This window comes from Mucilaginibacter sp. CAU 1740, assembly GCF_039839285.1.
GTDB lineage: Bacteria > Bacteroidota > Bacteroidia > Sphingobacteriales > Sphingobacteriaceae > Mucilaginibacter.
The window spans coordinates 456,112-468,838 of record NZ_JBDOQS010000004.1 but is presented as its reverse complement, the minus strand read 5'-3'; the positions used below and the strand labels follow the sequence as shown (position 1 = coordinate 468,838).

Sequence of the window (12,727 nt, the reverse complement as noted above, 5' to 3'; positions counted from 1 at the left end):
GATATTTACTCAGATAATTCCGCTTTAAGGTTAGATCATTATTGATGTTCCGCATAATTGAATTAACGTTTTTTATTGCTTGTTAATTCTGTTACCGAATTATCTAACCTTTACAGCAATGACATGGTGGTGTAAGCCCAAACCTATCTAAAACAAAAAAAGCCCCCCGATTTTTATCGGGAGGCTTATATAAAAAGCGGTTAAGCTATTAATTATGCTTCCTCTTCAGAGCCGGTTTTACGTGCTTTGTTTTCAGCACCTTCCATTTGCTCTTTCAATTGTGCTAATACGCTCAGATCACCCAAAGTTGATTTTTCAACCGAATCTTTCACTTTTTTCACCGCGTTGGTAGCTGCTTTAGCTTCTTTTTTGCGGTTTTCAAACTCTTGTACACGAGCATCAGCGCGAGCTTCTTCCCAGATACGTGAGTGTGAAATAACGATACGTTTGTTCTCTTTGTTAAATTCGATGATTTTGAATTCAGCAGCTTCTTCAGCTTTTAAAGATTTGCCGTCTTCTTTAACCAGGTGTTTGGTTGGCGCGAAGCCTTCAACACCGTAAGGTAAAGCTACGATAGCACCTTTATCAGTTACTTTGATTACAGTACCTTCGTGGATCGAATCGATAGTGAAGATAGTTTCAAAAGTATCCCAAGGGTTTTCTTCAAGCTGTTTGTGGCCTAAGCTCAATTTGCGGTTTTCAACATCTAATTCAAGTACAACCACGTTCAATTTTTCACCAACTTTAGTGAATTCGTTAGGGTGGTTAACTTTTTTAGACCAAGAAAGGTCAGAGATGTGGATCAAGCCGTCGATACCGTCTTCCAGTTCAACAAACACACCAAAGTTGGTCATGTTTTTAACTGTAGCAACGTGTTGTGTACCTACTGCATACCTTTCGGCAGCATTTTGCCAAGGATCAGGGGTTAATTGTTTAATACCCAATGACATTTTGCGTTCTTCGCGGTCTAATGTCAATACCTGAGCTTCAATCTCGTCGCTAACTTTCAGGAACTCCTGAGGGTTACGCAGGTTTTGTGACCATGACATTTCTGATACGTGGATCAAACCTTCAACACCAGGGATGATTTCAAGGAATGCGCCGTAATCAGCAACGGTAACGATTTTACCTTTAACTTTAGATCCAACCTGAATTTCTTCAGAAAGGCTTTGCCAAGGGTGTGGGGTTAATTGTTTCAAGCCCAGAGCGATACGTTTTTTCTCGTCATCAAAGTCAAGCACAACAACGTTGATTTTTTGATCCAATGCAAGAATTTCGCGTGGGTGCTCAATACGGCCCCATGAAATATCTGTAATGTGCAGTAAGCCGTCAACACCACCAAGGTCGATGAATACACCGAAGTCAGTAATGTTTTTAACGGTACCTTCCAATACCTGACCTTTTTCAAGGCGGGCAACAATTTCAGTTTTTTGGTTTTCCAGATCGTCTTCGATAAGCACTTTGTGCGATACCACAACGTTCTTGAATTCGTGGTTGATTTTAACAACTTTGAACTCCATAGTTTTACCTACGTACACATCGTAATCCCTGATAGGTTTGATATCGATCTGTGAGCCAGGTAAGAAGGCTTCAACGCCCATGATGTCAACAATTAAACCACCTTTAGTACGGCTCTTAACAAAGCCAGTGATGATCTCATCATTATCAAGTGCTGAATTAATACGCTCCCATGATTTTTGAGTTTTAGCGCGTTTGCGTGAAAGTACTAACTGACCGTTAGCATCTTCCTGCGACTCAACAAAAACGTCAACTTTATCACCGATCTTCAGATCTGGAGTGTCGCGGAATTCTGATACTGATACTAAACCGTCTGATTTGAAACCTACGTTAAGTACAACATCTTTGTTGTTAACGTTAACAACTGTACCAGTGATGATTTCGCCTTTGGTGATAGAGCTGAAAGTTCCATCATACAATTTCTCAAATTTCTCACGGTCGCTATCGCTGTAGTTACCAAATTTTTTATCGTCAGCATCCCAATCGAAATCTTCGCTTGGTGTTAAGGCGATCTTTGATTTGATCTCTTCGATAGAGATTGAATCAGCTTCTGATTCAACTGTTTCTTTTTCGCCAGACGCGTTCACTGTACCCAGCTCAGCTTCTTTCGCTTTTAATTCTTTTTCTGCTTCTTGTTTTTTTGCCATTAATTAATTTATCTCCTTTTCCCAATTTGTTAATTGGGACTGCAAAGGTAAGGACATAATTTTATTAAAAAAAGAATTATTTGATGTTAATTGCTTATATTTTAGGCTATTTGAAGTAAACAAGATAACAAGCGCACTTTTTGGGGCTTTTAATCGCCTACGAGGTAAGTGCTTTTGAAAACGTTAACTATGATTATATAATTTATTTAAGGTAATCCCAGGCCGAAACGTCGTTCTTTTTGATCTGAAGAATTCCGTATAGTACAGGGAAACCAGCCAGGCCAAGTAACGCCTTAATGACTGACATGTGAAGAGTAAGGTTCAGTATAAATATAATCACAGCTGTGATGCCCAAGCCATAAAACGCAATCTTTTTCCATGAAAACAATAAAACAGCAAATAGCACATTGAGCGCCCCGGTGGCAAAAAGCGCAAAGATAATATAAGTAGGAACGTCCATCATAATTGATAGCTCACGCGCTTGAAGTAAATATCTAAGAGCGGCAAAGGAGTTTACAATCATCATAAAAACCAACCATGCGGTCACAAAACCATGCCTTTCCGGGTAAGAAAGATCGGGTTGGTTCCCGTCAATTAAATTCGACTCAGGTTGTTCAAAAGCTGGTTTGTTTTCTTCGTTTATCATTATGTTAAGTGTTTAGGTTTTATTGAATGCTTCAGTTAGCTTATATTTTCTCTTCAATTTCTTGAAAAATCAACATAAAATCGTTCAACATTTGTTCGCGATAACCATCCAAAATACCGTCCATTAATACTTCCTGCTCGGGTGTGAATGGATTTTTCCAGATGCGCATACAGATCCGCTTTAGCGCGTAAGCTATCTGATGGGTTTCGGCATAAGTGTGCAGGTATTGGCTTTTTTTAAAGCCTTCGTAAAATTTAAAGAAAACAGCGGTGTCCTCCAACCCGGCAAATTTCAAAAACGCTTCTATCTTTTCGTCACGGCAGCCGCTTAAGTGATCATAAAATCCGGCAACGCTTATTTTGCCCGTGGTGAGCAAAAGATTGTCAATAATTAACTCAAGAGCTATATGCCCTAAAAAAAAAGGTTTTACCGGCGAGCCTTGTAAAGCGGGCAAAAGCAGTTTTTTAAGCTCGTGCGAGCGGGTTGCAAAAAAATCTGAAGAATGAAAATACTTATCTACATCCAGGTGTTTCTTCCAGCCTTCGATGATCGAATTGATCTCGCTATCAGGATGGTGTAGTTTTTCGGGGTGGAGGATGATGTTTTTATCCGCATTTTTCAACAGGTCGGGCAGTACCGTTCCCAGCACGTGGTAACAGTTGGTAGTATCCCTGTCGAAATAAAAATGTGATAAAAAATTCATAAGCCTTGGTTTGCAAAATACCCGGTTTTGCTCAAGATACAAAATATAAGTAATTATTTGAAACTGGGTTTACCTATAGTTAACCGTATAACCACGAATTTTTCAGGTAGCAGACAATTAAATCGAATTACACGAATTTTAAAATTGGGGCACTCATAATTCGTGTAATTCGATTTAATTAGTGAAAATTAGTGTACCAATTTCATTTATATTTGCACCTTTTTGAAATACAACCTGATATGAACTTTGTTGAAGAATTACGCTGGCGCGGCATGTTGCATACCGAAATGCCTGGAACCGAGGATATGTTAAATAAAGGTATGGCTTCGGGATATATCGGCTTTGATCCTACTGCCGATTCATTGCACGTTGGCCACCTTACCCAGATCATGACCCTGATCCACTTTCAACGTGCTGGCCACAAACCTTATGCGCTGGTAGGCGGTGCTACAGGCATGGTGGGCGATCCGTCGGGCAAATCGGCCGAGCGTAATTTATTATCCGAGGATGTGTTACAGCACAACCTCGAATCGGTAAAAGCACAACTAACCCGTTTTCTTGATTTTAACACCGGTGCCAACAGCGCCGAAATGGTAAATAACTACGATTGGTTTAAAGATTTCACTTTTCTCGATTTTATCCGCGACGTAGGCAAGCACATCACTGTAAACTACATGATGGCCAAAGATTCGGTAAAAAAACGTCTGGAAGGCGATACAGGTATGTCGTTCACCGAGTTTACTTACCAGTTGGTGCAGGGATACGATTTTTACTACCTCTGGAAAAACCATAACTGCTCGTTACAAATGGGTGGTAGCGACCAGTGGGGAAATATTGTTACCGGTACAGAATTTATCCGTCGTAAAGATAGCGGTGAGGCTTTTGCTTTAACCACCAACCTTATTAAAAAGGCCGATGGTACCAAATTCGGCAAAACCGAAAGCGGCGCTGTTTGGTTGGATGCCGAGCGTACTTCGCCATACCAGTTTTACCAGTTTTGGTTAAATACTACCGATGTCGACGCTAAATCATACATCCGCATTTTTACCCTGCTTGATCGTGAGGTTATTGAAGCGATGGAGGTTGAGCATGATGCAGCGCCGCATACACGCATATTGCAAAAAGCATTGGCTAAGGATATTACTATCCGCGTGCATGGCGAGGCTGAATATGAAAAAGCTATCAAGTCGTCAGAGTTTTTATTTGGTAACATTGGCCTGGAGTTTTTAGGCGAATTAAACGAAGCCGAAGTTCTTGGAATATTTTCGGGTGTAGATAACTATAAAGTTGCTTTGAGCGATTTAGAGCAAGGTATTAATGTTGCAGAGCTGTTAGCCGTTAAAACTTCGATTTTCGCATCAAAAGGCGAGGCTAAAAAAATGATACAAGGCGGTGGCGCTGCTATCAATAAAGTAAAAATTGCAACTGCCGATGATGTATATACAACCGATGCATTAATCAACGGCAAATTTATAATTGTGCAAAAAGGTAAAAGGAACTACTTTTTGATTATCGCTGAATAATAAATTCATTGCCGTTGGTTAAAACCAACGGCAATGAATAAAAACATTTATCCGCTCGATCAGATTTACGAAGTTTTAAAAACTTCGTAAATCTTGAAAAGCAGTTTACTTAGCAGATAACTGAACCACCTGCTTATCTAAATTCCATCCCTCCAACAAAACAGTCGGCAAACTACTTCCCAACTTAGCTACCGGCGCACTCACCGATACCGTGATACTTTCATGTGGTGCGAGGCTGAAGTAATTACCTGTCCAGTAACTTGGCATTACCTCTTCCCCATTTTTCATCAATTGCGGGCGAACAAAAAATGCCACTTGGTTTGAGGTATTAGTGAATTGCAGCGTCCATTTATTTTCGCTTATGCCCTTTTCCGTTTTGATCACTTTAGTTTGTACCTGCGCATGCTTCATATCGCTTAATGTTTTAAAATCATCATTAGCTGATAACCAGTATACGTTGTGAGATACTGTTTTACCCTGAGCATTGGTAAGGTTCAACACCACAAAGCATACTCCATTAGTAGCTGCCAAAGCATCTTTTAACTGGATAACTTCTTTTACACCGGTTTGTGCCAAACCAACATTTGCCACTTTTTGAGATTTAATGAGCTTGCTGTTGATATCATAAATATCGGCCGTGGCAGTTAGGCTGCCGGTTGCATGGTGAGTACGATTAATAATAGCAATCGCCGAGTTATCGTAATTATACTGGATATGTACCGGCTCGCAGGCATTTTGCATGGCGTAGAAACCGGCGTTAGGTTCCAGGTACCAATCATAAATCTGCCAGATCACACTTGGCAGGGCTGCATTCAGCTTCCAGAGCATCACACCACCAGTTTCGTTTAGTTTATGGCCATCAGCTTCAAAAATACCGCGGTAGCCTATGGCGTTCATCAGCTGCATTTTGTCGGAGAAATTAACAATACTGTTTGGCGGGCCATAACGTTTGGCCATTTCCTCGTAGTATTTATCATACCTTCCTGCTCCTGTTGCGGCATCATGATACCCCCATGAATTATTGAGCGGAAAAGGCAAGTTGGTATCCCAAACTAAGTTAGGGATGATCTTAGGCAAGGTAGTATATGGTGGTTGCGACGGCAAACCTGTTTCATCTTTAAATACCCAATCTTTAGCATCGTTAGCCAGTTTGTAATAATCTTTAGGGTCCTTCCATTCGTAAGGCCCGCCGCTGTAAACGCCCGATGGCATATCATCCGGCCATGAACCTTTCCATCCGGCAGGTAGCTTAGCAAAGCCTGACGAACTTGGAATAAACGGACGGGTGCCATCCAAAGTAATGATATCATTGCGCATCACATCATATAATTCCTTACGTGCATGGCCTTCGTTGCCTCCTGTCCACACCAGTAAACTTGGATGGTTGCGGATGCGATAAATAGTACTCTCTACGTTTTTGATAAACACATTGCCTTCTAACGGCCAATCCGGAGAACCTTTAAACTCGCCCTGGGTATCGCCCGTGATCCAAAAATCCGACCATACCATCTGGCCATATTTATCGGCGGCATTCCAAAACTCATCCGGTTCGGTAACTCCACCACCCCAAATGCGCACCAGGTTTACGTTGGCTGTACGGCACAGGTGCATTTCATAATCATAACGGGCCGAATCGCGGTTCACCATCATATCGGGCACCCAGGCCCCACCTACCAAATGGACTTCTCTCCCGTTCACATAAAACTTACGGCGTACAAAACCATTGGCGGTAGTCTCCGCTTTCGAGGCTACCTTACGGATGCCAAACACAAATGAAGTATCATCACTAATAGTAGCTCCCTCCGCATATTGCAAACGGATGCGGTACAAATTAGCCTTGCCATAACCATTTGGCCACCATAATTTAGGCTGACGGATAATTAGCTGACTGATCTTATCGGCGCTCAACTCAACACCTTTTTCAGCATTGGCGGCAATTGATACCGCCTGGTTAAATTGTACCGGCGCGCCAGCAAAGTTTTCAGGTTTTATGCTAATGGTAAGCTTGCCGTTATGCGCGGCCGCGGTATTGTTAGTAAGTGTTAAGTTTAATGAGAGTTTGGCTGTACCGGTATCAGGCAGGTTAGGCAAATCGGTTACCAGTTTTGGTTTACCGATGGTTACCGCGCCTGTAGTACGTAGATAAACAGGCAACCAGATGCCCATGTTACGATCACGCACCGGTGGGATCCAGTCCCAACCCGATGAGCAAAGCATGGTTACGTTTTTGCCGATATCACCCGTAGGGCCACCATTTTCATAAAATGGGCCAAGGGCTTTGAGTTGTTCTTTTGCGGGATAACCGGGATAATCTAAAGGATAGATCTTTACCGCAAGGGCATTTTCTGCACCTGCCTTAACAGCTCCGCTTACATCTAAATTATGCTCGGCAAACATGCCAACCATTTGTGTGCTATCGGAAATTTGCTTTCCATTTAGCCATACGGCCGCGCGATAGTTAATGCCTTTAAATATCAGCTGAAACCTGCGGCCTTTATCACCGGCAGGCACTCTAAATGTAGTGCGGTACCAGTACGGTTTTTTCCAGGGATTGGGATTATTAGGCAAGTAGCTGTATTGCTCCAGGTTGTATTCTTTATTAAACTGATCGGAGGCATCAGGGATCAGCATGTTATTTAATCCCTGGTAAGGATCGGGATAGATATGATTCGCTACCAATCCCGTTAATACCGTTGAAGGTACTTTAACCGGGAACCAATAAACCGGCGAATGATAGTTTGTTCCCGACAATTCAGTGCCAGAAGCACTAATTAGGGAAGAAGATTGCAAATCGAAATTAACGAGTTTAACCTGTTTCACTGCGCCCGCCTGTGCCTGCGCCGAAGCAGGTAAAAGGCATGCCGCCAAAACACTTAAAACCGAATAAATACTTTTTTTCATTGAGTATATGGATAAATAGGTTCGGTAAAACTACTTAACCTACAGCCAGATACAGATGTACTTATTTATCAATTTATTGTACAAATGAAACGTTTTACTACTGTCTGAATCAGAATTTACAGGATTTTAGAATTTACAGAATGAATAATTAAAATATGTTGTCATCCTGAGCGGTAGCGAAGGATCCTCCAATTCTTGCGCTCGTTTGTAACGAGCGCTTAAGCTGGGTTTGCGTTTATAACGCAAACCGCGCGATACAATCGCGAAACCATGTTAAGCGCTCGTTACAAACGAGCGCAAGATTATGATACAAGTTTTACTTATTGACCGTTTTATTCCTCAACAAAATAACCGGCTCATACATATCCCAATCAGGTTTATAATCCTTTTGGTTCATCAAGCCCTGCGCACCTACCGAAAAATTGCCCAGAACAATATCCGTATCCCCATCGCCATCAATATCATTAGCCTCCATCGAGATCCATCGACCTAATTTATTAACGGGCACCTCGTGTACCTTAAATTTGCCGGGGCTTAGCTGTTCATGGTAGGTAAACCCCTCGGTTGGGTGATATTTATAATCGGGGAAGAACGCTATCACGGCCAAATCAAGGTCGCCGTCTTTATCAAAATCCGTGGCGATGGCTTTTGAGCAGCCGTTGATATGGTAAAAGTAAGTTTGCTTAAACTTCCAATCGCCTTGATTGGTGAAAATGTAAACGCCATGGTATGGCTTGAATATGGGCGAGTAATCATTATTATCACCACAAGTGTACAGAATATCTAACTTGCCATCATGATTAAAATCAACCAACTGAAAACTGCTTGAACCGTACACCGGCGGAAAACGCATGATATTTTTGGTGATAAAACCTCCTTTTTTATCATTCAAAAACAGCCAGATCCCTTCATCGCCTTGGGCAAAAAGACAGGCTATATCTGGCCAGCCATCGCCATTATAATCGCCGGTATACACTATTTCAGGGCCGGGGATACCGCGGATTATTTTTCGTTTAAAATTATGGTTGGGCTGTTGCTCAATCAAAAACAAGCCTCCCCTATCCCGACCAAAGCCGCAGGTTACATAATCCATCAGGCCATCTTTATTAAAATCGGCGGCGGTGCTTTTCACCGGTCGTGGCAGGCTATCTTCTAATAGCGTGGTGTCTTTCTTATTTAGGTTGATGTGTACCAATGAGCCTTTCAACTCATCGTTTGGAGGTAGTATGCCTATACAGGTAATAACCGCGGCGTTAGGTTCAGTATCTGTTTGATAAAAAGAGGCATCGGTAATGGGCGAGTGAAAAGTTTTGATCAGGGTTGGCATTAGATCGCTATCCCAGCGGTAAAGTTTATTGCCGGCGTCTCCGGTATAAAAATGCTTATCAATAGGATTAAAAGTAACCATGGTCGTCATGGCTTCGCCGTTTTTGGTATCAACTTTAGTAGGGCGTCTCACACTAAATATAGCTGAATCAATTACCGCGTTTGGTTTTGGGATGATCAGTTTTTTAGGCGATGCATACCTGTAATAAACAACTATTTTATTCCAATCGGCTAATGAGAGTTCGGCATTTGGCCCGGCTATATACTGATCCATAAACGAACGAAGCCCCAGCTTACGGCCCATGGCGGGCAAGATATATTTATTCCAGGTAGCGCTATCCAGCAATGATGCATCCGGAGCTTCGTGGCAGCGGCCACAATGAAGTACGGCCACCTTTTTTGCACCGGCCAAAAGTTCTTCGTCGGAAGGTTCGTTATCACCACAGCCGGCAAGGATAGTTGCTATGGTAAAGATCAGCCCGCTTATCAGCAGCCATAAATCACGTTGCTTTACCCTTCCTCCTACCCTCATTTGCAATTGCGGTTATGCCTACTTTTTAATATGATTTTCAAGAACTACCAGCGGCAGGTGCTTATCCCAATTAGGCTTAAAACCATCCTGAAACATAAACCCATCGGCATAGTTACCCAAAACCAAGTCGGGTTTGCCATCCTTGTTCAGGTCGGTCATTTCCATGCACATCCAGTGCCCGTATTGACTAATTGGTACGGCATGCGGTTTAAAGCTGAATGGCTTATCCTGCTCAAAGTAAATAAACTCTTCGGCAGGGGTGCTTTTCATATCAGCAAAAAAGGCTATGGTGGCAATATCAAGGTCGCCATCCCCATCAAAATCTGCCGCTATGGCTTTGGTGCAGCCATTTACAGGGTAAAACCAGCGTTGCTTGAAGTTCCAATCGCCTGTGTTGGTAAAAATGTATAAGCCGTGGTAAGGCTTCAAGATCCGCGAATCGCGGTAGTTATAGCCGCAGGTTAATACCAGATCAAGCTTACCATCATAGTCAATATCGGTTAACTGAAAACTACTGCAACCATACACCGGTGGAAAACGGAGAAGGTTACGGGTGGTGAAACCACCTTTTTTATCATTAAGCAACAGCCATAAGCCTTCGTCGCCGCTGCCGGTTAGTAACATTACATCGGGCCAGCCATCTTTATTAAAATCGCCAACCTCTGTTTGAACCGATCCTGGTTTACTATAAATAGTTTGCTTATCGTAAGTATGATCTTTATTTTGCTGAAGCAGGTACACGCCGCCTTTAAATTTACCCTGACCGCAAACTATTACATCAGCTAAACCATCCTTGTTAAAATCGGCGGTAGTGGTATTTACCGGGCGGGGCAGATCGGAAGCAATGTAAGTTTGATCCTGGTTGATATGAGCAGCATCAAGGTTTACTTTAACAACTTTACCATTCGGAAAATCTATAGGTGCCATCCGGCCTATGCAGGCAAAAAAGCCTACATTATTACCCGTACTGTCTTTACCAAAGCTAACACCTACAGCCGCCGACGGTAATTTAGCCAGCGAATCCATTTTCAGGTTGCTATCCCAGGCATTCAATTTCTCGTCTACCGCGTCGGCACTGTACATACGGCCTGTAGCCGGATTGGTAGCAACCAGTGTAGTGAACGCAGTGTAGCTAACCGGGGCTGGTTTGCGCAAGGTAAACCCAGCCCAATCATCCACAAGCGGCACAGGTTTTTTAGCTGGCAACAGCGTATCGGGCGCGGCTTTTTTATAGTACGCAATAATGGCGTTCCATTCCTCTATAGTGGCGCCCGCGGTATCCAGTGGGTTATTTTTAAAGTACGATGAACCGCCGTAGGTTGAAATATGCAGCAGCGGTGCCATATTGGCCAGCGTATGATTTAACCAAACATCTTTTGGCAAAGCATCAACAGGTACAAGGGCATGGCAGCTGGTACATTTTAGCTGTACCAGGTTTTTACCGTCAACCATTACATCGCCGGTAAGTTTGTATGGCGTATAGGCAGGTTTACTTTTGCAGCTGTTTAAGAATGTTAAGCCTACCAGTGTTGCAGAAGATAAAAAAAGGCATGATATGGTTAAAACACTTTTTTTTAATCCCATGTAAATAATTAGCGTGTTAGTTTTTAAGTCGTAATTTTTTCCAGATATACTCGCCTACCTGTCGGCCCTGAACTGCGCCCTGATCAACACTATTTTTAAAGTGGATACCTCCATAAAACCTGCTTACTGAAGTTTCGTCGGCAGCCTTTAAAAACGAATCGAAATGGCGTTGCATGCCTATGTAGCGTAAGTCACTGGTATCCTGGTAAGCAAAGTTATCGCCAAACAAATGGGTAAGCACCACTGCCGAAGCTCCGCTGATATCGCTATGCCCGCTCGGATACTCGGGGAACGGTGGGGTTTGCAGCATGGGCAACCAATCATGATCAATTTTATCATTGATGATAGTTACCGGACGGATATAGTTGGTTTCGTATTTCACCTGCCAGCCACAAATAAAGGCGTCGAAAAGCGCTATCGAAGTAAGGGCGTAGGCCTGGGCGGTTTTCACCTCGTCGGCATGGGTTTGCTTACAGGCTATAGCCGTAATGCCTATCCAGTGGCCGCCGGGCGTAATTTTTTTATTGGCAAACATCATGTGCCCGTTATGCTCTATCACAAAAGGATTATCATCCCAAAATTTGGCGATAGTTTTTTGTTCGGGGGTGATGTTTTTGCTTTGGTTATAAACCTCAAGTGTTTGCTTAAAATACTGACTGTTTTTATCCTCACTAAAAGCAGGCGGCGGCGGCAGGGGGAACATGGTTGAGGTATCAACCGCGAAGGTGTGCATAGTGCCCCAGCAAAATTCAACACCATCCAGATAATCGGGCGGGGTTGGGTGCCAGTTACCCGGGTTATCGTTACCTAAAAACCTCGGCTTGCCGCGGGTTTGCGGGTAGTTATCAACCATCGCCCTTTTTAATATGTACTTGCCTATCTTTTCGCCAAAAGCCATTGAACGGGCGTAAGTCGAATCGTCGAGGTTATCTTTATACATGGCGTACACTTTAGCCTCGTACTTTTTAAGCGAATCGATAGAGAAAGTAACCTTGTGCGCTACTGTAAAAAAAGCATTAGTGGCGGCAAGCGTATAGTTATATTTCAACCCTTTTTCGGGTACTGGTGGTTTGCCAAAAGCTTTAAGCTGCGCCGTGATCGAATTATATTCAGGATGCTCGTACCGCAACGCCTCGTAAGCGGCCAGCGTGGTATAACCATAAATACGACTGGCAACCGGCGGCGTAAACACATCATAAATAATTACCTGCGTAAGCTGGTCAACGTTGTTGTGAATCACGTCTACATCCTTTATCAGCGGTACTTTTTTCGGTTTAGTGCCACAGCCTACTAAAAGAGCGAAACCGGCAAGGGCTATAAGTATCTTAAAGCATCTCATTTATAACA

At 42.9% G+C, this 12,727-nt stretch carries 8 protein-coding genes; 1 reads left to right on the top strand and 7 read right to left on the bottom strand.

The genetic code is table 11. The annotated features are described in order from the left end of the window. Positions 1 to 212: 212 nt before the first annotated feature. From rpsA to AAFN85_RS12445, 3 genes are all read right to left on the bottom strand, one after another. Complete coding sequence (rpsA, locus tag AAFN85_RS12455; protein WP_347527638.1) at positions 213 to 2,165, bottom strand: 30S ribosomal protein S1; 1,953 nt, start codon at positions 2,163 to 2,165, stop codon at positions 213 to 215. A gap of 202 nt (positions 2,166 to 2,367) precedes the next feature. Further along, entirely contained in the window at positions 2,368 to 2,811 is a 444-nt protein-coding gene (locus AAFN85_RS12450) for a hypothetical protein (protein WP_347527637.1), read from the bottom strand. Between the two features lie 40 nt (positions 2,812 to 2,851). Next, positions 2,852 to 3,514, bottom strand: coding sequence for a hypothetical protein (locus AAFN85_RS12445; protein WP_347527636.1), 663 nt, complete (start codon positions 3,512 to 3,514; stop codon positions 2,852 to 2,854). A gap of 239 nt (positions 3,515 to 3,753) precedes the next feature. Between AAFN85_RS12445 and tyrS the strand changes: the two genes are divergently transcribed. After that, positions 3,754 to 5,037, top strand: coding sequence for a tyrosine--tRNA ligase (gene tyrS / locus AAFN85_RS12440; protein WP_347527635.1), 1,284 nt, complete (start codon positions 3,754 to 3,756; stop codon positions 5,035 to 5,037). Between the two features lie 105 nt (positions 5,038 to 5,142). On the opposite strand, the gene AAFN85_RS12435 is transcribed toward tyrS, so the two are convergent. From AAFN85_RS12435 to AAFN85_RS12420, 4 genes are all read right to left on the bottom strand, one after another. Next, positions 5,143 to 7,938, bottom strand: a complete 2,796-nt coding sequence (locus AAFN85_RS12435; protein ID WP_347527634.1) for a sugar-binding domain-containing protein — start codon at positions 7,936 to 7,938, stop codon at positions 5,143 to 5,145. A 316-nt stretch (positions 7,939 to 8,254) separates the two neighbouring features. Then, positions 8,255 to 9,796 carry a VCBS repeat-containing protein gene (locus AAFN85_RS12430; RefSeq protein WP_347527633.1) on the bottom strand — a complete coding sequence of 514 codons (1,542 nt, stop codon included), beginning with the start codon at positions 9,794 to 9,796 and terminating at the stop codon, positions 8,255 to 8,257. A gap of 18 nt (positions 9,797 to 9,814) precedes the next feature. Then, a complete protein-coding gene (locus tag AAFN85_RS12425; protein WP_347527632.1) occupies positions 9,815 to 11,380 on the bottom strand; it encodes a VCBS repeat-containing protein in 1,566 nt (521 codons plus the stop codon). A 16-nt stretch (positions 11,381 to 11,396) separates the two neighbouring features. Then, a complete protein-coding gene (locus tag AAFN85_RS12420; RefSeq protein ID WP_347527631.1) occupies positions 11,397 to 12,719 on the bottom strand; it encodes a vanadium-dependent haloperoxidase in 1,323 nt (440 codons plus the stop codon). Positions 12,720 to 12,727 lie beyond the last annotated feature (8 nt).

Bases quoted from the DNA above. Each gene is read 5' to 3' on its own strand.
- rpsA (WP_347527638.1), bottom strand. From the start codon at position 2,165: ATGGCAAAAAAACAAGAAGCAGAAAAAGAATTAAAAGCGAAAGAAGCT.
- tyrS (WP_347527635.1), top strand. From the start codon at position 3,754: ATGAACTTTGTTGAAGAATTACGCTGGCGCGGCATGTTGCATACCGAA.
- AAFN85_RS12430 (WP_347527633.1), bottom strand. From the start codon at position 9,796: ATGAGGGTAGGAGGAAGGGTAAAGCAACGTGATTTATGGCTGCTGATA.
- AAFN85_RS12435 (WP_347527634.1), bottom strand. From the start codon at position 7,938: ATGAAAAAAAGTATTTATTCGGTTTTAAGTGTTTTGGCGGCATGCCTT.
- AAFN85_RS12445 (WP_347527636.1), bottom strand. From the start codon at position 3,514: ATGAATTTTTTATCACATTTTTATTTCGACAGGGATACTACCAACTGT.
- AAFN85_RS12425 (WP_347527632.1), bottom strand. From the start codon at position 11,380: ATGGGATTAAAAAAAAGTGTTTTAACCATATCATGCCTTTTTTTATCT.
- AAFN85_RS12450 (WP_347527637.1), bottom strand. From the start codon at position 2,811: ATGATAAACGAAGAAAACAAACCAGCTTTTGAACAACCTGAGTCGAAT.
- AAFN85_RS12420 (WP_347527631.1), bottom strand. From the start codon at position 12,719: ATGAGATGCTTTAAGATACTTATAGCCCTTGCCGGTTTCGCTCTTTTA.